This is a genomic window from Sediminibacillus terrae (assembly GCF_009602435.1).
In the GTDB taxonomy this organism is placed as follows: Bacteria; Bacillota; Bacilli; order Bacillales; family Amphibacillaceae; genus Sediminibacillus; species Sediminibacillus terrae.
The window spans coordinates 86967-106341 of record NZ_VZDQ01000026.1; the positions used below are offsets into that span (position 1 = coordinate 86967).

General features: G+C 45.1%; 23 protein-coding genes and 1 other annotated feature. Of the genes, 1 reads left to right on the top strand and 22 read right to left on the bottom strand.

Annotated elements, in window-relative coordinates:
* Positions 1-117: 117 nt before the first annotated feature.
* A complete protein-coding gene (locus F6X55_RS15690; RefSeq protein ID WP_035426677.1) occupies positions 118-786 on the bottom strand; it encodes a DUF421 domain-containing protein in 669 nt (222 codons plus the stop codon).
* 78 nt (positions 787-864) lie between these two features.
* A complete protein-coding gene (locus tag F6X55_RS15695) occupies positions 865-2163 on the bottom strand; it encodes an ArsB/NhaD family transporter (RefSeq protein ID WP_153464651.1) in 1299 nt (432 codons plus the stop codon).
* Between the two features lie 157 nt (positions 2164-2320).
* On the opposite strand from F6X55_RS15695, the gene F6X55_RS15700 reads away from it, so the two are divergent.
* On the top strand, positions 2321-2710 hold the full coding sequence (locus F6X55_RS15700; RefSeq protein ID WP_026569836.1) for a TIGR04086 family membrane protein: 390 nt from the start codon (positions 2321-2323) through the stop codon (positions 2708-2710).
* 231 nt (positions 2711-2941) lie between these two features.
* Here F6X55_RS15700 and yajC read toward each other — a convergent pair whose 3' ends face one another.
* The 20 genes from yajC to F6X55_RS15800 all read right to left on the bottom strand — a co-directional run bounded on the left by yajC (position 2942) and on the right by F6X55_RS15800 (position 19364).
* The gene (gene yajC / locus F6X55_RS15705) at positions 2942-3205 is read right to left on the bottom strand and encodes a preprotein translocase subunit YajC (protein WP_026569835.1); all 264 of its coding nucleotides are present in this window, start codon (positions 3203-3205) and stop codon (positions 2942-2944) included.
* A 15-nt stretch (positions 3206-3220) separates the two neighbouring features.
* On the bottom strand, positions 3221-4357 hold the full coding sequence (gene tgt / locus F6X55_RS15710; protein ID WP_153464653.1) for a tRNA guanosine(34) transglycosylase Tgt: 1137 nt from the start codon (positions 4355-4357) through the stop codon (positions 3221-3223).
* 33 nt (positions 4358-4390) lie between these two features.
* The gene (queA, locus tag F6X55_RS15715; protein WP_153464655.1) at positions 4391-5419 is read right to left on the bottom strand and encodes a tRNA preQ1(34) S-adenosylmethionine ribosyltransferase-isomerase QueA; all 1029 of its coding nucleotides are present in this window, start codon (positions 5417-5419) and stop codon (positions 4391-4393) included.
* A gap of 19 nt (positions 5420-5438) precedes the next feature.
* Positions 5439-5630 carry a DUF2905 domain-containing protein gene (locus tag F6X55_RS15720; RefSeq protein ID WP_035426777.1) on the bottom strand — a complete coding sequence of 64 codons (192 nt, stop codon included), beginning with the start codon at positions 5628-5630 and terminating at the stop codon, positions 5439-5441.
* A gap of 5 nt (positions 5631-5635) precedes the next feature.
* On the bottom strand, positions 5636-6637 hold the full coding sequence (gene ruvB / locus F6X55_RS15725; protein WP_026569831.1) for a Holliday junction branch migration DNA helicase RuvB: 1002 nt from the start codon (positions 6635-6637) through the stop codon (positions 5636-5638).
* A gap of 60 nt (positions 6638-6697) precedes the next feature.
* A complete protein-coding gene (ruvA, locus tag F6X55_RS15730; RefSeq protein ID WP_026569830.1) occupies positions 6698-7312 on the bottom strand; it encodes a Holliday junction branch migration protein RuvA in 615 nt (204 codons plus the stop codon).
* Between the two features lie 155 nt (positions 7313-7467).
* Positions 7468-8028: a BofC C-terminal domain-containing protein gene (locus F6X55_RS15735; RefSeq protein ID WP_051382009.1), complete on the bottom strand. Its 561-nt coding sequence runs from the start codon at positions 8026-8028 to the stop codon at positions 7468-7470.
* Positions 8029-8167: 139 nt separating this feature from the next.
* Complete coding sequence (locus tag F6X55_RS15740; RefSeq protein ID WP_153464659.1) at positions 8168-8917, bottom strand: YebC/PmpR family DNA-binding transcriptional regulator; 750 nt, start codon at positions 8915-8917, stop codon at positions 8168-8170.
* 969 nt (positions 8918-9886) lie between these two features.
* Positions 9887-10405 carry a YhcN/YlaJ family sporulation lipoprotein gene (locus F6X55_RS15745; protein ID WP_153464661.1) on the bottom strand — a complete coding sequence of 173 codons (519 nt, stop codon included), beginning with the start codon at positions 10403-10405 and terminating at the stop codon, positions 9887-9889.
* A gap of 72 nt (positions 10406-10477) precedes the next feature.
* Positions 10478-11215 carry an NAD(+) synthase gene (nadE, locus tag F6X55_RS15750; protein WP_153464663.1) on the bottom strand — a complete coding sequence of 246 codons (738 nt, stop codon included), beginning with the start codon at positions 11213-11215 and terminating at the stop codon, positions 10478-10480.
* Positions 11216-11243: 28 nt separating this feature from the next.
* Positions 11244-12212 (bottom strand): aminoglycoside phosphotransferase family protein, encoded by a 969-nt coding sequence (locus F6X55_RS15755; RefSeq protein WP_026569826.1) that lies wholly within the window; start codon positions 12210-12212, stop codon positions 11244-11246.
* On the bottom strand, positions 12205-13296 hold the full coding sequence (safA, locus tag F6X55_RS20345; RefSeq protein WP_026771121.1) for a SafA/ExsA family spore coat assembly protein: 1092 nt from the start codon (positions 13294-13296) through the stop codon (positions 12205-12207). The genes F6X55_RS15755 and safA overlap by 8 nt, the downstream gene beginning before the upstream one ends.
* A 190-nt stretch (positions 13297-13486) precedes the next feature.
* Positions 13487-14350 (bottom strand): prephenate dehydratase, encoded by an 864-nt coding sequence (gene pheA / locus F6X55_RS15765; RefSeq protein WP_035426676.1) that lies wholly within the window; start codon positions 14348-14350, stop codon positions 13487-13489.
* Between the two features lie 13 nt (positions 14351-14363).
* The gene (locus F6X55_RS15770) at positions 14364-14813 is read right to left on the bottom strand and encodes an ACT domain-containing protein (RefSeq protein ID WP_026569824.1); all 450 of its coding nucleotides are present in this window, start codon (positions 14811-14813) and stop codon (positions 14364-14366) included.
* Positions 14814-14857: 44 nt separating this feature from the next.
* Complete coding sequence (gene obgE / locus F6X55_RS15775) at positions 14858-16138, bottom strand: GTPase ObgE (RefSeq protein WP_153464665.1); 1281 nt, start codon at positions 16136-16138, stop codon at positions 14858-14860.
* A 14-nt stretch (positions 16139-16152) separates the two neighbouring features.
* Positions 16153-16683, bottom strand: a complete 531-nt coding sequence (locus tag F6X55_RS15780) for a Spo0B domain-containing protein (RefSeq protein ID WP_153464667.1) — start codon at positions 16681-16683, stop codon at positions 16153-16155.
* 132 nt (positions 16684-16815) lie between these two features.
* A complete protein-coding gene (gene rpmA, locus F6X55_RS15785; RefSeq protein WP_026569821.1) occupies positions 16816-17106 on the bottom strand; it encodes a 50S ribosomal protein L27 in 291 nt (96 codons plus the stop codon).
* Between the two features lie 15 nt (positions 17107-17121).
* The gene (locus tag F6X55_RS15790) at positions 17122-17454 is read right to left on the bottom strand and encodes a ribosomal-processing cysteine protease Prp (RefSeq protein ID WP_026569820.1); all 333 of its coding nucleotides are present in this window, start codon (positions 17452-17454) and stop codon (positions 17122-17124) included.
* 11 nt (positions 17455-17465) lie between these two features.
* The gene (rplU, locus tag F6X55_RS15795) at positions 17466-17774 is read right to left on the bottom strand and encodes a 50S ribosomal protein L21 (RefSeq protein ID WP_026569819.1); all 309 of its coding nucleotides are present in this window, start codon (positions 17772-17774) and stop codon (positions 17466-17468) included.
* Positions 17775-17789: 15 nt separating this feature from the next.
* Positions 17790-17864, bottom strand: a sequence feature (ribosomal protein L21 leader region).
* A gap of 36 nt (positions 17865-17900) precedes the next feature.
* A complete protein-coding gene (locus F6X55_RS15800; protein ID WP_153464669.1) occupies positions 17901-19364 on the bottom strand; it encodes an Rne/Rng family ribonuclease in 1464 nt (487 codons plus the stop codon).
* Between the last annotated feature and the right edge of the window lie 11 nt (positions 19365-19375).

Below are 19375 nucleotides of genomic sequence, written 5' to 3' on the forward strand. Positions count from 1 at the left end.
AAAAAAGGGACCGGTCAGACCGCGGACCGCTAATAAGCCCGGGCTGGCCCTCTCCATGCAACCGTGGAAAGTGCAGCTCTGGAACAGGTTCTTCACTGCCAAAACCCATGACATTTTCTATTTTTTTTCGTTTTTTATATCGATATAAATTTGATCATCTTTGTCGATACTGCAAAAAGAGACCTCTTCGACTGTGAGATCTCGCTTTTTCACTTCCTCAATGAGCCAATCCTTGGTTCTATCTATTTTTTCCAGAGAATCATATTGAATTTTCCCGTCTACGATCATGGGTACTACGTATCCCTCTGATGATATACCCTCCTTGTCATTATCCGACTTTTCAAATATGGATAGTTTTCCGGACGCTTCAAGAATCGCAAATTCTACATCATGGATACTCTTTGTGCCGTTTTCCCGCAGTTGCTGCATCAAATCATTAAAATTGTAACGTTGTTTCCGCATTTCATGTTCATCGATTTTCCCTTTCGAAATAATCACAGAAGGTTTGCCTTCAAACCATCCACGAAATCGTTGATTTTTCAAGGACGCCCAGGCAGTAAAGCGTTGAATGACCATCAAAACAGCCATGGGTATGATAGCTTGGGCGATATTCGACTTCGGTTCCTCGATGGCGAATACCGCCATTTCCCCAATCATGATAAATACGACGATATCCAAAAGGCTTAATTCTCCGATTTCCCGTTTTCCCATCAAACGAAAAATCACCACGATAATTAAATAGGTGAAAACAGTGCGGAATATTATCTTCCCAAGTTCGATATCCATAATCAAATCACTTCCCAAAATCACAGTTATAGCTATTATTGCTAATAGACTGGATTTTATGCTGCAGATGACGCTTGCTTACAAGCTCTGCTGGAAAGGAACGAGATAGCGAAAATAAATATATATGGTTGATACGATTAACGAAACGAGCACGAGTGGAATCCCATAACAAAGAAATTTGATAAAAGGGATACGCTGCCCATTTCCCTCTGCAAGACCCGCTACCACGACGTTGGCAGAAGCCCCGATCAATGTTCCATTCCCCCCCAGACAAGCCCCCAGTGCCAATGACCACCACAGCGGATCCAAGTTCGCCATTCCGTACGATTGAAATTCCTTCACCACCGGGATCATAGCAGCTACGAACGGGATATTATCGATAATCCCTGAGAACAAACCCGCCGTCCATAAAATCAGCAACGCCGTGAAGGGCAGATCCCCTTCTGTCAGTATCATGATTCCCCTGGCCAGTTCATCGATGACTCCGACTCTCTCCAATCCACCGACTAACATGAATAATCCGATGAAGAAAAACAAAGTGATCCATTCTACCTCTTGAAACACTTTTTCTGTACCAGCTTCTTTGTCAGTGAGAAGAAGCAGTAAGAGTGCCCCTGCTACTGCTACTGTGGTCAATTCAATATGGAACACCGGATGAAGCAAGAATCCGGTGATTGTCAGTAATAGAACCGTTACCGATTGATAAAGCATCGGTGTCTTTTTTAAATAGGCTGTTCCAACCATTCCCATCAACTGATCAATGCGGTCCTCGTTTTTCTTCAACTTATTGCGAAATAAAATGACAACTGAAATCATCATGACTGAAAACAGTAAAACGACAACAGGCCCTAAATGAACAATAAACGACAGGAAGGTTAAATGCTCTACCGCCTGGCCGATCATGATGTTTGGCGGATCCCCGATCAAAGTGGCGGTTCCTCCGATATTGGCGCTGAAGATGATTGTCAACAAATAGGGAAATGACGGAAGCTGCAACAGCCTGGTCAATGTCAAAACAATCGGAACAAACAGGAGTACGGTTGTCACATTATCAAGCAAGGCAGACCCAAGCGCTGTAAGGACAGAACAACCAACCAGCAGCGGAATGGGAGCACCATGCACTCTCTGGGCAAAAGCAATTGCAATAAATTCAAACAGTCCCGTTTTTTTCGTGATGGACACGAGTACCATCATCGAAAACAATAAAGCAATCGTATTCCAATCGATGTAATGTGTATAAGCATCTTCCCAACGGTAAATGCCTGTCAGAAGAAGCAGGACCCCTCCTGATAAAGCAACAAGCGCCCGGTTGATTTTCTCGGTCATAATGAAAAAGTAACTGATGATGAATACCGCAATGGCTACCACAGCAGACATGCATTTCTCCCCTTCCCCACGAAAATGCCTGATCGAGCTTCCTTTTAAAAATCCATTACTAAGAATGTATTCAGAGCTTGGGCAAATATTTAATTCTAATTTAAAAAACCCCGAATAAGCTGTTACAAAAGGGACAAACACATAGGGAGGTAATCAGATGGCACGGACACGAATGACCGCACTTCTTTATGGATGGATTACAGCATTGGGAATTATCTTGGCAGCAAGCCTGATTTTATCCATTCTTTTGAAGTTCACCAGTTTTGGGGCAAATGCATTGAACTGGACGACTATCGCAATCAGTATTGCGGCACTGTTCATCGGTGGGCTTATTTCTGGTCTGAAAGGAAAAGAAAAGGGTTGGATATTGGGTGGCCTGACAGGACTGGGGTTTATCCTTTTTGTTTTGCTGTATCAATACCTCGGATACCGTACGGGCATCAGATTGGAGCAGCTCGTTCATTATGGTGGTTTTTTAGCTGCATCGCTAATCGGAGGCATGCTGGGTGTCAACTTAAGCACAGAAGACAATACGTCTTCCAAGTAGATAGTTGAGACGATGCAAGAGGAATGGAAGAAAAGTTTCTTTCAGAAGGACAAGGCCGGATGCAGCTTCCAGTCTTGTTTCTTTTCATTTTCAAAAATTTCTTTGGTTCAGGAATGAGTCATCCGGTCCTTTTTTTCACAAATGATGAGGTCACGGGAGAAGAACAAAAAAAACTCCGATGCCCCTTTATACAAGGAAGCAAATCGGAGTTTGTAAAACAAAAATTTGATTTTAATCTTGGGAAACTACATCTCTTACCGCGGAACGGTCGTATGTAATCTTTGTACCATCCTGGGTAGTCAAAACAAGCGTACCCTCGTCCAGCGCATGCACCGTTCCATGCATGCCGCCAATCGTGATGACTTTATCCCCTTTTTTTAGATCTGACTGCATTTGGCGTACTTGCTTTTGCTTCTTTTGCTGTGGACGAATCAAAAGGAAATAAAAAATAACGAACATTAATATGATCGGTGCTAATGATGCTAAAATATCCATCGTATTTCCTCCCTTCTAAAAGTTTTTTGCATTCGGTTTGTTAAAACCATATTGTTCAAAGAATTCCTCTCTGAAATCGCCAAGACGATCTTCTTTTATCGCTTCGCGGACTTGCATCATTAATTCTAACAGAAAATAAAGATTATGGTAAGTAGTTAAACGAAAGCCGAATGTTTCGTTAGCTTTAATGAGATGCCGGATATAAGCGCGGGAATAATTTCGGCAAACATGACAGCTGCAATTTGGATCCAACGGACCGAAATCCCGTGCATACTTCGCATTTCGGACAACCAGTCTGCCGTTGGAAGTCATACACGTTCCATTTCTTGCAACCCTAGTAGGAAGCACACAATCAAACATGTCTATTCCCCGGATCGCCCCGTCGATCAATGAATCGGGCGATCCCACTCCCATCAGGTAACGCGGTTTGTTTGTCGGCAGCATCGGAGTAGTAAACTCCAGCACTTTATTCATGACATCTTTCGGCTCTCCGACAGACAATCCTCCGACCGCATAACCGGAAAAATCAAGCGAGGTAAGATCCCGGGCACTTTGACGACGGAGTTCTTCGTACTCACCACCCTGCACAATACCGAACAACCCCTGCTCTCCCGGGCGTTTATGTGCCTCCAGACAGCGTTCTGCCCACCTGCTTGTCCTTTCCACTGATGCTTTCATATAATTGTGGGACGCTGGATACGGAGGACATTCGTCAAATGCCATCATGATATCCGATCCTAGAGAATTCTGGATTTGAATTGCTTTTTCAGGAGATAAAAACAACTTTTCCCCACTGATATGATTCCGGAAATGAACCCCTTGTTCCTCGATATCCCGTAAATCACTGAGACTGAAGACCTGAAAACCACCTGAGTCGGTCAAAATGGCACCATCCCAGTTCATGAATTTATGCAGGCCTCCTGCCTCTTCAACAATGTCTTCACCGGGACGCAGCCATAAATGATAAGTATTGGAAAGAATGATTTTAGCCCCCATCTCCTCCAACTCTTCAGGGCTCATCGTCTTTACTGTCGCAAGGGTTCCGACCGGCATAAACATCGGTGTATCAAACGAACCGTGGGGTGTATGCACACGCCCCAGGCGGGCTCCTGTCTGTTTGCATGTTTTGATATGTTCATAGGTGATTGGCATTAACTGCACCCTTTCTTTGTCTTCTATAATAGCTTATACAATCAGCATTGCGTCTCCGAAGCTGAAAAAACGGTATCGTTGATCTACTGCTTCACGATACGCTTTCAGGATAAAATCCTTTCCCGCCAGCGCACTTACCAGCATGATCAATGTCGATTTCGGAAGATGGAAATTCGTGATGAGCCCGTCAATCGCCGTAAAACGGTAAGGGGGATAAATGAAGATATCCGTCCATCCGCTTGCTTGTGTGAATACCCCGCCATTGTCCCGGGTGATGGTTTCCAGTGTTCTTGTCGAAGTCGTCCCGACTGAAATGATTTTTCCACCAGCCGCTTTGATTCTATTCAACTGATCAGCGGTTTCCTTGGACATGTGATAAAACTCACTATGCATGTCATGTTCTTCAATGCTGTCGACACTCACCGGCCGAAAAGTTCCCAAACCGACATGCAGGGTGACGAAGGCAAGCTCGACACCCTTCTCTTTAATCCGTTCAAGCAATTCCTCGGTAAAATGAAGTCCGGCTGTTGGTGCTGCCGCCGAGCCTTCTTCTTTTGCATAAACCGTTTGATACCTGTCTTTATCCGGCAGCTGCTCCTTTATGTATGGAGGGAGCGGCATTTCGCCAAGCTGTTCGAGCACTTCCAGAAAAATCCCGTCGTATTCGAAGCGGACAATCCTTCCACCGTGCTCTTTGATTCCGGTGCAAACGGCTCGCAGTTGACCGTCTCCAAATAAGATGACTGTTCCTTCTTTAATTTTCTTTGCGGGCTTAGCAAGCACTTCCCACTCATCCTGTTGTTGTTGATGTAGCAGCAAAACTTCTATTTTTCCACCCGTATCCTGTTTACTGCCATAGAGCCTGGCCGGCAAAACTTTGGTATCATTCAATACAAGGCAATCGCCAGGTGATAAATAGTCAATCACGTTCGAAAAGTGTTGATGACTGATTGTCTGATTCAGACGGTCCATCACAAGCAAACGGGACGCTGTCCGATCCTCCAATGGCGTTTGTGCGATTAATTCCTCAGGCAAGTCAAAATCAAAATCATTTATATCCATTGTCAATCTCCTTACTATGTTATCGGAATTTCCCTATGATAAATAAAATCACCGATAAGATGATACTGACCAAAATTGAAGTCATGATCGGAAAGTGAAAGGACACATTCCCTTTTTTAAAACTAATATCGCCAGGAAGCCTGCCGAATATCCCCCACAGCAATCCAATGATAATAAAAACGACTCCTATTACAATAAATAGTTTTCCCATTCCGGTCAAGCTTTCGGCACCTCCCGGTTGAAATGGTGATATGCTTTGGCAGTGACCTGCCTGCCCCTCGGCGTCCGCTGAATGAACCCGGTCTGAAGAAGGAACGGTTCATACACATCTTCTATTGTCTGGGATTCTTCCCCAATAGTCGCCGAGATGGTGTCCAATCCGACTGGACCACCGTTAAATCCATCGATGATGCCCAGCAGTAATTTATGGTCGATATGATCCAGGCCGGCAGCATCTACTTGAAGCATTTCCAACGCCGTTTTGGTTGTTTGTTGTGAAATGACCTGCTCACCTTGCACCTGTGATATGTCCCTTACCCTTTTTAGCAGCCTATTGGCAATCCGCGGTGTACCTCTGGACCTTCTGGCGATTTCAATTGCTGCTTCTTTTTCGATTCCTACTTGGAAGATCTCTGCTGTTCTTTCCACAATGGCACACAGGTCTTTTGTTTCATAATATTCCAAACGACTGAGAACACCAAACCGATCGCGCAACGGAGCTGTCAGCAACCCTGCACGGGTCGTAGCCCCGACAAGCGTGAACGGCGGTAAATCAAGCCGTACAGAGCGGGCACTGGAACCGGAGCCTATGACAATATCAAGGCAAAAATCCTCCATGGCAGGATAAAGAATTTCTTCTACCGCCCGGGGCAGCCGGTGGATTTCGTCGATGAACAAAACATCTCCGGCCTCCAATGAAGAAAGTATCGCTGCAAGGTCACCCGCCCGCTCGATCGCGGGTCCTGAGGTCGTACGGAATTGCACCCCCATTTCGTTGGCTATGATGGAAGCCAATGTCGTTTTCCCAAGTCCGGGAGGTCCGTAAAGTAAAACGTGATCAAGCGGCTCATTTCTCATTCTGGCTGCTTCTATAAAGATGCGCAAATTACCCTTTGCCTTATCCTGTCCAATATACTGGGCAAGATTGATCGGACGCAGGCTAAGCTCCATCGACTGATCGTCTTCCTGCAATTCGCCGGAAATCATTCGTTCTTCCACGTTATCTCCCCTTTATCAATAAGAAGTTCTCTCTGGCTGATCCATTTATACAACAGGCACTTATTTCATCAACAAAGCCAATCCTTTACGGATATACGGATCGGAATTTTCATGGTGTTCCTGTTTCAATGTCGGTACGATTGCTTTTACTTCGCGTTCCGAATATCCCAGTGCTTTCATGGCGGCAACTGCTTCCTCCAAGGCGTTGTTTTGTCCCTGGAGAGCATCTGCTTCCGAAGAACGGTCGGCAGTTTCGAGTGCGACAGCCGCAAATCCATCAGGCAGCTTCCCCTTCAAGTCAAGGATCATTTGGCGTGCTGTTTTTTTGCCGATACCCGGAAATTGAGTCAAAAACTTATCGTCTTCCCTTTCGATAGCCGATACGAATTCTTCCACCCGCACAGAAGCAAGAACGGCCAACGCCCCTTTCGGACCAATTCCTGATACATTCAGCAGTTTGGAGAACAATAATTTGTCATCTGTTTTTTTAAAACCAAACAATGTTTGATTATCTTCTCTGACGTAATGATACGTATAAATCAGTACTTGCTCACCTAAAGAATCCTGAAATGCGAATGGATTTGCACAAATAATTTCATAACCAACCCCATTCGCTTCCACTACTACAGCTTCTTCATTCACTGCTTCCAAATTTCCCTTTATGTATGCGATCATCGTGATTATTCTCCCCTATCCACAATAGCCTGTATCTATCTTACCATACAAGCGTATGTTCGTATAACTGTTTTCTATCTAAGCTTACTTGGTGACTATGGGGAGATTCACGAATCATGATAAAAAGGATTCCGGCTGAAAACCGGAACCCTCCATTAACTGTTGACTGAACGCTGGGGAGCCATACCTCGATAAGCCTCCAGAACATACTGGTAAACTTGTTTGGAATCAATTTTGATACCGTTCTGAAGCCTTTGCCGCTGGTAACTCTCCAGCTCACCCGTATCGATCTGATAAAAGGATTGTATCACTTGTTCATGGATAGGCAGTCCTTCAAATATCGCCAATTGGTTGTCAGATAAGCCGAAGTAACCATGTTCCTTCATGTACGGTGAAATGTCAGCAATTTCTTTTTTTAAAACAACCTTTCCTTCCTGCTGTTCGACTACCTTCCAATCATGATAATACGACCAGAAATCTTCCATCGCCCATATTTTTTCCTCATGGGTGCTTTTTTCTACATGTCCGTCCATGTATTGCTTTTGCAGGGTCACTTCCAATACCAATGGTTCTTTTGGTGCAGCTTGCTCTTCTTGTGCCAAGACTTGAGTCGTCCGTCCGCCAGTTGAATGTATCAGTATACCAAACAACAGGAATACACCGGCTATTCCCATAACTGCCTTGTAACAGACAAAAAGCTTTCGTCGTTGTCTCACACTATCCACCCCATATTTTAAAATAGCCAAACCTCTATTTGACAGTTTGGCCATTTTCCACACTTTTTATCCTGAGGAAGAGTGGTCAGCGCACAGAAAAACCGGCAGTTTCCTATAAAAACGCCGGTTAAGAATCACTTTATAATCGGGCAAGAATTTCCTCGTCTGCATCAAGGTTATGGTAAACGTCCTGAACGTCTTCGTTATCTTCCAGCATATCTACCAGACGTATCATCTGTTTCGCTTCGTCTTCACCGAGCGGTGAGAGCGTCTGTGGTATCATCGTCAATTCTGCCGTTGAAAAAGTATAACCATCGGCTTCCAATTGATTTTTCACTTCAGCAAAGCTTTCCGGATCCGTATAGATTTCAAAAACATCGTCCGTCGTTTCCATTTCTTCTGCACCAGCTTCTATGACTGCCAACAGCATTTCATCCTCGTCCGCATCCGTTGTACTTCTATCGATGACGAGATAACCCTTTCGGTCGAACATGAATGCAACACAGCCGTTTTCTCCGAGGTTCCCGCCGTTTTTATTAAAAGCATAGCGCACTTCAGATGCAGTCCGATTTTTATTATCTGTCAAAGCTTTCACCATCACAGCAACTCCGCCTGGTCCGTAGCCTTCATATGTCATTTCTTCATAGTTTACGCCTTCCAAGTCACCGGTCGCTTTTTTTATCGCGCGATCGATATTATCATTTGGCATGTTATTTGCTTTTGCTTTATCTACAGCCAAGCGGAGTGACGGGTTCATTTCCGGATCTCCACCGCCCTGTTTCGCTGCGACGAATATTTCCTTCGCCATCTTCATAAATATTTTGCCGCGCTTTGCATCCTGTGCATTCTTGCGTCGTTGTATATTTTTCCATTTAGAATGACCAGCCATAGGACATTCTCCTCTCTTAATGCTGAATAATTCAGTCAGGACATTGCCTGCAAGTAAAAGTTGAGAAAAAATTCCTTTATTACTATAACATAAAATTTTATGCTTATAAATATTTATATCCCCGGAGTCTGTATTAGTAGAGAATAATTGCTTTTGGCTTTTACACAAAAGATATAAATTGTGACATTGTTTGAATGCGCCTTTCTAGCCCTCCTATAGTCGTTAAGATGGGACTCGGCGCTGCGAAAATACCCTGCGCTTTCCGAGGGCGGCTGGTGAGCTTCCTCGAGCTGACGCTCTGCGGGATCTCACCGAGGCCTTTCCTCCCGCTGGAGTCTCCGGGTGTTTTCTTCGCTAGGAACAGCTTTCTGTTTAGAAACGCGTGGACTCGAAATTTTTAATCATAATACTCCATGCACCGTATCATCAAAAGACTTAGCTGGGAAAACAAGTAGAAAGTCCAAGAACAGGAGAAAAGAAGTACACATTTCCTGACAAACGTTTTTAAGATGGCTTGTTGGTTCTCAAGGAAAAAGTCTACGCTTTCTTTAATCAGCCTGCTCCTTAGCGCAGGGAGCATACGCAGACTCCTGCGGGAACAGGGCGAGCTGAAGATCCACTTGGTAAAGCGATTTTCTTTACCAAGTTAGCTGAAGCCGTGCCCGCGGAAAGCGAAGTATGCTACCGAAGCGTTGATTAGCACACGCTTTTTGAATAGGCAATGGAACTTCCTATTACAACCACTGCGCAATTTCTATCAAGAGCACGGAATGATAAACAAGGGATTTTGAGCCTCCGATTAAACAGAAAGCCTGCATCATTTTACCATGTAAGAACCAGTTCAAATCCTCACGCTGGGGGTTCCAACCATCATAAATCGGGATTGTTGCCATTACTGTCTTCTTCCCAGCGCAAAAAAGCCCTTGCCACAGCGAATACTGCACAAAGGCAAAAATCTGTTATATCGTCTCATCTTACCAGTTCCTTGGCATCTCGATCTCTCATTTGGTTCCAATAGATGTCTCCAGTATAAACGAGAACCTCTTTTCCTTCAGCTTGGCGTTCCACTTTGCTGTAAACCTTGTCTGCTATCGATGCAGCATTATCATCATACTCCTGGTTCAAGGTAAGAGAAACGATGACACGTTGATCGGTAACGTAAACTTGGGCAAGCTTGACTTCATCCAGTCGATTTAGGTCTTCGGTAATGGATTGAGACAATTTGTTGTAAAATCCGCCTAAATGACGCTGGCCAGGCGGCAGGTTCTCCTGGTAGCCGGTATAATCCTGCGCCTCTTCCTGCCCGCCGTTTCGATTGCCTTCATCATCCAATTTCCGTTCGGCCTCATCGTGGGTACTATAGTCGATCGGCATAGTGGAGTCTTCCATGTCCTCACTGATCATTTGTCCTTCTTCCTGCTGATCTGCACACCCCGCTGCAACCATAAGAACCACACAGCCAAAAGCGAACAATAAAAATTTACTCAATAAAAAAACCTCCCTTACCTTTATAATGAGATAAGGAAGATTTTTTAATCAGTTATATTCTGGGAGGAACTGTTACAAGGATGGTCCCGGTGCGATTTCCCGCTTATGAGCTGACTTTTTGTGAAGCCGCTCAATAATATCTTTATCCTTTTGCGGAATTTCTCCACCTTTCAAATATTTGTCGATTTTCTCGTAAGTCGTTCCCATTTCATTCTCGTCGGTTTGTCCTTCCCATAGTCCAGCACTAGGCTGTTTATGGACAATGTCATCGGGTACACCTAAATATTCCGCCATTTCCCGGACTTCACCTTTGCCTAGGCTTACTAAAGGTACCAAATCAACGCCGCCATCCCCATACTTGGTAAAATAACCCGTATAAAATTCTGCTGCGTTGTCTGTTCCAACCACTAAGTATTGATAATTCGCCGCCAAAGCATATAAAGTGCTCATGCGCAGACGGGCGCGTAAGTTGGCATCTGCCAAATGCTGGTTATCCGGATTGACGGACTGCTGGTCGTTGAGCTGTTTTTGGATATTGTTGAACAATACATCATGTGTTTCTGACAAATCAACGGTTAAAGAGTCGATTCCACAACTGTCAATTACCTTCTTGGCATCTTCCATGTCCTGCGGGTTGCTTTTGCAGGGGAGTATTACACCGAGTGAGTGATATGGTGCCGCACGTTTTATCAGATGTGCCACCACGGCTGAATCAATGCCGCCGCTTACGCCTACCAGTAACCCTTTCACTCCGGATTCTTCGATTTTTTCCTGCAGCCATGCTACAATCTTTTCTACTTTTTCCTGCATCGTAAGTCTCCTCCCATTTGATAATAATTTATGTTAGCACAATTTGAACTTCTTTCACAAATTTAACCCGCTTTTCCCATTTATCCTCCAAATCGTCCATAAAATCGGACACTTGCTGCCGTGACGGTTGTTTCCGCAAAAACAACAACCATTCTCTGAGCAAATCGACCGGTATACCGACACCTTGCAAAATAAACTTAAGTTCCTCTTCATTTTCCGGGAAAACATTCCTGCATAATTGATTTACATCATAATTGATGTAAGACAAAAAACGCTGGCCAATTTGAATCCAGTCGTAACTTTCCGGAGCCAGACTGAGCAAATCAAAGTCGATGACTTCCACTGTTCCCGATTTTGTCCGTAAAAAATTGTGGGAAGCGACATCGCCGTGCGTCCAACAGTGTAGATCTACTGCCTTTTTTTCTATTGCATACCAGTCGACATCCTTCCGCAACTGTTCCAAAAGGGCGGTCGTCCTGTCGATGATTTCCCTGGCCAAGCTACCCTTTCCAGCATTATCAAAGAGAACTCGGGTTTTGGAAAACTTTTGCAACCGATTTTCCCACTTGTACAACAGCGGCGGCCGGATGACTGGATCCGACACGTTAATTCCCCTGGCTGCCGAATGAAAATTACGGAGGGCCTTTACCGCCATTTCTCTGTCCTGCTTGTCGGCGAAATGAAGAGACTTTCCCGCCCGGTGAGGCATTAAAAGCCAATAGTAACCATATTCATATAAAAAGAGTTCCCCATTTGGAAAATGGACAAACCTGACAATGCCCGAAGCAGCATAAGCGACTTGAAAATCGAGTTGTTGCTGTACTGATGCTATTTGCCTGATTCCTTTCAGAATATACTCCCGGCCATGTTCATCACGGATAGCGAAAACAGAGTTCTTCAGGAAACTTACTTTTTTCAGGTACAAGTTTGCCCTCTTTTGTAAAAAGGAAGAGAGACGAGCCTTGAAGGCTTCGTCTCTAAGTTCTGGCTTATTCACTCTCTTCTTCTTCCTCCCGGGAATAAGGTGGATATGGTGGGTTGAAATTCGTCATCCCTGTATATGGCTGTTGGGGTTGGAACTGTTGGTGGGATGGATACATTTGCTGTGGCATCATTTGCCCACCGTAAGGCTGCATGCCTTGCTGCGGCATAAATCCAGGATAACCATAACCCGGCCATTGCTGACCTGGATTTCCAGCCATGAACTGATTCGGATCGGCGTACTGCCCCATGAGGGATGAACCCCCGCAACCGCAATCGTCAGTGTGCGTTCCTGCCACATTTTGCGGCATCTGTGGCATTTCCATTGAAGATGAGGATTCCATCAAGTCTTCCATCCCCTGCGAGACACCTTGCACAGCAGGGTAAGAAAAAGAATGACCGGCCGTCATATTCTCCACCCCGAATTGCGGCCCACAAGGCATCATATCACCCATCGGATAATGATGTACCGGCATGGTCATAGGCTGCATCGGGATACAGTATGGCATCGGTTGATAACAGTTGAAAGGCATCGGCTGTTGTGCCGGCATTGTATGTGCAGGCATTTCATAGGTCGGTTTTTCCTGTTTCCATTTTTTATCCTCGTGTTTTTTTGGCGACTCATAGGACGGCTTTTTCGGCACTGTCATATTGATCGGAAACTTTTCCATGTGCTGTTCCATCATGGGCACTTTCGGAACGTCCATCATTTTAGAAAGAGGTTTCTTATGGTCATCTTCCTTGATCACCGGAAATGCTTTTGGCGAAGTATCCTTCCAAGGATGCTTTGCAGGCTGCTTGCCAGCCTGTGGCTGTGTATCCGGCTTTTCTTTTTCCTTGGGCTTCTGCTGGCTTTCCTGTTGCTTCTTCTTCTGTTTTTGTTGTGCTGTTTGCGGAGGGTATTGCTGCATTTCCTTATCTAAACTTCCCTCTTGTTTAACTTGAACAGAATTGCCCGGTATCTTGATTTTCATCCCCGGCATGATCATATCCGGGTTGGACAGGTGAGAATTCACCTGCTTCAGTTCTTCAAAATCCACTCCATACTTTTTGGCTATTTCCCACAATGTTTCTCCTTTTTGCACTACATGAATTCTCAATACTGAAACTCCCTTCTGTATAATTATGGCAGACACTAACGAGCCTGAATTACAGAACAATTCCATACAACATATGCGAATGCCCCAGAAAGGTTGATGAAATATTCGATGATCATGAAAAATATGCCCAAAAAATACAAGCTGCCGGCCGGAATGACTTGCATCATCCCTGCCGGCAGCAAAACTACTTTTACATATTCATTTGGTAGACGGGATATGTACCGAGGAGTGTCACTTTACAGCCCAACGCCTCCAATTCGGCCTTCACCCCGGGAAACAACACTTGGTCATATGCCTGGTTGACATCAATGATGAAATAATAATTTCCCAGGCCTGTCTTCATCGGTCGAGATTCGATTTTGGATAGGTTCATTTTCCGCCAGGCAAAAGCAGACAACACCTGGTGCAATGCACCCGCATAATCGCTTGGGAGCGTAATCAACAATGTTGTTTTTTGCGTACCTGCCACATGACCATTGCTGATTAGCGGTTCCTCTTGTTTCGATAACACCGCAAACCTTGTATGATTATTCGGATAATCATGAATATCCTCTGCCAGGATTGTTAATCCATATTCCTTTGCAGCAAGCTTGTTGCCAATTGCAGCAGCTGTCGGATCGGATGCTGCAACCATCTCTGCTGCCTTTCCTGTAGAAGTGGTGTAATGCACATCCGCCTGCTGCAGTTGTTTATGCAAAAATTGATGACATTGTGCAATTGCATGGCTGTGCGAATATACATGAGCTATATCCGACAAAGACCCGGTCGCTCTTTCGTTCACCAGGAGGTGCTGCTTGATCGGAACAACAATTTCTGCAACGATAGGAAGTCTGACTTGATGAATCATATAGTCAATCGTCAAGTGTACCGTTCCTTCAATCGCATTTTCCAATGGCACGACAGCTATGTCGATTGCTCCATGCTCGACAGCGTCCATACATTCAGGAATGGTCGCAAAATCCGCTTTTTCTTCTCCATTAAAAAGGGAATCTACTGCAATTTTTGTAAAAGTCCCTTTTGGCCCCAAATACCCTATTTTCTTCGTCGTCAACATGCTTCCCCCTGTTCTAAGCACCAGAACTTAATATTTCCACTTTATCGACAAAATCAAGCCGTTTCAATTGTTGAATCAACGTCTCGATTTGAACAGTCATGGCGGAAGTATTCAAGGACAATGTCACATTGGCCTTTCCTTGAAGCGGAATCGTCTGGTGGATGGTCAAAATATTCCCCCCTGCTTTTGCTACCGTATCCAGCAGGTTGGACAATGTTCCTGCCCTGTCTTCCAAGTGGAAAAACAAGGTGATCATCCGCTCTTTTACCATTGCCTGGAAAGGAAATACTGCATCCCGATACTTATAAAAAGCACTCCGCGACAAATCGACTTGTTTCACCGCGTCGAATACAGATTCCACCTTGCCGCGTTCAATGAGTGCTTTTGCCTCAATAGTTTTTTTCATGGCGTCCGGAAGAATGTCACTTCGTACCAGATAAAATTTTTCCTCTTTTTCAGCCATCGGTTTATTCCCCTTTGTATTTGCCTGGCTCCGCCTGTCCATATTTATTCAATGAACTCAAATTCATAATCCAGCAGCCGTACTGTATCCCCGTCTTCGGCTCCCTGCTTGCGGAGGGCTTCGTCTATTCCCATCCCCCGCATTTGCCGGGAGAATCTTCTAACAGACTCATCACGGTTGAAGTCCGTCATTCGGAACAGTTTTTCGATACGCTCCCCTGAAAGGACAAAAGCACCGTCCGGATCACGGGTTATTTGGAAACCTTCCTGCTCCGGCTCATACTTGTAGACAACACGCTCTTCCTTCTCTTCGATCGGCGCACTCTCTTTCGGTATCGTATCGAGTAAATCTGCGACGGCAAACAACAGCTCGCGTACCCCTTCTCTTGTCACCGTAGAAATTGGATAGACAGGATGGTCGTCCGTCATTTTCGCATGGAATTCCTTTAGATTCTCCTCAGCACCTGGCATATCCATTTTATTGGCGACAATTATTTGCGGCCGATTTTCCAGAGCCATGTCGTACTCCTTCAATTCTTTGTTTATGGCTACATAATCCTCGTATGGATCACGCCCCTCACTGGCTGCCATGTCGATCACATGTACAATCACCCGGGTCCGCTCCACGTGACGCAGAAACTGATGCCCTAATCCGACGCCTTCATGGGCACCTTCTATCAAACCAGGCAGGTCCGCCATGACAAAACTGCGATGATCCGTCGTTTCCACTACCCCTAGATTAGGGGATAAAGTCGTGAAATGATAATCAGCGATTTTCGGTTTTGCTGCACTGACAACCGATAACAAGGTGGATTTCCCGACACTTGGAAAGCCGACCAATCCGACATCAGCGATCAACTTCAATTCAATTTGGATATAACGCTCCCGTCCAGGCTCCCCATTTTCGGCCAGTTCCGGCGCCGGATTCCTCGCGGTCGCAAACCGGATATTTCCCCGTCCTCCGCGACCGCCCTGGGCAATCACCGCTCGTTGTTTATGTTCTACAAGATCTGCAATGACTTGTCCTGTATCATCATCTCTCACAGTTGTTCCTGGAGGAACAGCCAATACGAGGGGATCGGAATTCTTTCCGTGCTGTCCCTTGCTCATGCCGTTTTCTCCGCGTTTTGCTTTAAAATGTTTTTGGTAACGGAAATCCATCAATGTATTCAAACCTTCGTCCACTTCAAACACGATATCACCGCCGTTCCCGCCGTCTCCCCCGGCAGGACCGCCCATCGGTACGTATTTCTCTCTCCTAAAAGCAACCAGGCCATTTCCGCCATCCCCTGCTTTCACATACACTTTCACTTGATCGACAAACATAGTTGATCACCTCTTCAGCTGCACACCCATTTGACTGTACATCGATTTTTTTCTGATTCTGAAACCGTAACGAGAAATCGTTCGTCAAGTTCAGAAAGTTCTTTGCCCATCTTTCCAGGTTCTTGGTACACCCCGGAAAACTCCAATAATACGACTAATTGATCCGATTGGTCGGAATGGAGAGTAAGATACCCCTCGTACATTTCCATTTCGTTTGCATGCTGGCTGATCACTTCTATCAGCCTATTCAGCCGGGACACTATCTCTTCATCATATATAGAATACCCGTTTGATTCCAGTGAAATGTCGTAATCAAGCCGCAAATTGCTGTGATGCCAATTAAAACTTATCGCCCATAGTGCGGTTTGTGGCAGGCATGCATTTGAAATTCGCCGTTCTTTCTCCATTTCAGCACCGATTTGATGGATTTTTTCCTTCACTTTATCCAGTTTTCCCATTGAAGCATAACCGCTAATCAACTGCATCGCATTCATCCAATCATGACGATAATGACTTAATAGATCTACAACCTTTTCGGGTTCCATCTTGTTATCCGCCCCCCACTCAGTTATCAAAATTATAGCAAAAAAGCCGGAGAACGAAAACAGGGCTAATTTCTATTTATGTACAGGCATAAAAAAAGACCCTAGCCTCTACTGGTTAGGGTCTTTTTTTCATTAAGCTTCTTGTACTTCCGGATACACGCTCACTTTTTTGCGATCGCGTCCCACACGTTCAAACTTAACGATGCCGTCGGCTTTAGCGAACAACGTGTCGTCTCCGCCGCGTCCAACGTTAGCACCTGGATAGATTTTTGTACCGCGTTGACGGTAAAGAATAGATCCGCCTGTTACGAATTGTCCGTCTGCACGCTTCGCACCAAGACGCTTCGATTCGGAATCACGTCCGTTTTTCGTACTACCTTGACCTTTTTTCTGGGAGAAAAATTGTAGATTAAGACGTAGCATTTGGTTTGCACCTCCTTATTTTTCAGAGATGGTAATATACTTCCCATAGTCTCTTGCTATGGTCTCCAAGGATACCATCATACCCTCAAGCAGTAAATATGCTTTCGCTTTTGTTTCATCTGTTAAGTTTTCAGGCAGTTCCATCCGTAAATAACCGCCTTCTTCGCCAGCCTGTTCAATAATCGGTTCGATTTCACAAAGACGGATAACGGCGTTCACGGATCCGAAAGAAACTGCTGAAACACCAGCGCAGACCAAGTCATAGCCTTCTGATACACTATCAGCATGACCACTTAATTCAAACGCATGGATATTGCCTTGTTTACGATACACAGCCACCTGAATCATGCTATCAAACCTTATGCATTGATTTTATCAATGGTCAGTTTGGTGTAAGGCTGACGGTGACCTTGTTTACGATGGTAGTTCTTTTTCGGCTTGTATTTGAAGACAGTTACTTTTTTGCCGCGGCCTTGCTTTTCGACCTTAGCAGTGACAGTAGCGCCATCAACATATGGAGCACCGACTTTCACGTCATCTCCACCGACAACAAGTACTTTATCAAAAGTGACAGTAGCGCCGTCTTCACCCTCTACTTTTTCTACGTAGATAGCTTGGCCCTCTTCTACTTTCACTTGTTTACCACCAGTTTCAATAATTGCGTACATACTTCTGCACCTCCTCGTTAGACTAAGACTCGCCATTCAGGTGTCAACGAGGTTGACTTATCGACCTGTTCTGAGCGGTTGTAGCAGCGGGTGCTACGATGAATAACATACTGATGTTACCATAGTTTAAAAAAGTTTGTCAACACTTTCTGCCGGTTTGCTATCGAGGTACACTTCCACCTGCTTCTGGCTTCCTGTAAAACCGAGCTGATAACCTGCTCTCAGACAGTCGTCGGTAATCGTGTATAACGAAATGCCCAATTTAACCGCGAGCTCTGGAAGGGAAAGCAACTGTGAAAGTAACTTTATGAATTCGTGACTTGCCACCACAACTACTGCCTCATTCCCGCTGTAAGATGCATCATACAAATCTCTTTCAAGCATGTAGACAAGCGTTGAAGCAGAAAGCGACGATCCGCTATTATTGTTGTCCTGAAGCAAATGCGACAGAGAATACGATTCTCTTTTTCTGGTCATCTCCAGGAGACCGAGATTCGTGAACCCATATATCTCTGTCCTTGTCGGATCATCGGCTAAATGCTGTCGAAAATGACGGAGCAGGTTGGACCGGGCTTCGTCTCTATCCATGTTGATGAAGTCCACCACGATAATACCAGCAATATTTCGCAACCGCAATTGTCTTGCAACCTCTTCTGCTGCGATACGGTTCGTTTTCTCCGCGGTATGTTGTTTACTGTTCCTTCCTGTAAAAGAACCAGAATTGACATCGATTACGGTCATTGCTTCCGTTTGGTCTATGTATAGCTCTACCCCTTTGTGCAGCTTCACACGTCTCCGGGTTGCTTTTTCCACAAGCTGGTTCACAGAAAAGGGAAGGTGGTTTGTCATGTCATTCTTCCACTCTGTCTTTTCTGCCAAAGCAGGAAAGGTCCGTCTGATTCTCCGAGCCAAATCCGCGCTGTCGATTATCACTCTATCCACCTTATCCGGTGCAAAACGTCGAAGCAACCGCTCGGGAATTAACCGGTCCTCATATATACAGGAAGGAGTTTTGGCAGAAGCGGCTTTCCTTGTAATCTCATCCCACTGCTGGCGCAGTCTGTTCAATTCTTCCACGACCATTGCGAAGTCGGTATTGGCAGAGCTGGTCCGGACGATGACCCCCTCTTCCGGGCCCAGGAGAGATCCCAACCTTTCCCTCCACTCGCTCCGTTGCGGTTCATCAATTTTTTTCGAAACAGCCACATAACCTCCAAAGGGCATATATATAATCGAAATTCCTGGCAGGGTGGGATTGGCTGTGAGCTTTGCTCCTTTATCCCCGTATGCCGCCTTTTGAACTTGCACGAACAAACGTTTCCCTTCAGTGATTACATTTTCCAGTTTACGTGTGGGATTTTTTCTCAGTTCCGGCAATTCCTTTTTAGGTAAAAACCCGGGCTTACCAGTTCCAATTTCGATGAAGGCTGCCTGCAGTCCCTTTTCCATATTGGCAACCTGGGCCTGATAGATATTTCCTACTTGGTCCTCCCAACCAGGACGATCGACGACAAACTCTTTGATTACTCCATCCGATTCGATTATTCCGATTTTTTCTGTTGCTTGTGTCAATAAATAAATTGTCAGCAAGTTTGATCATC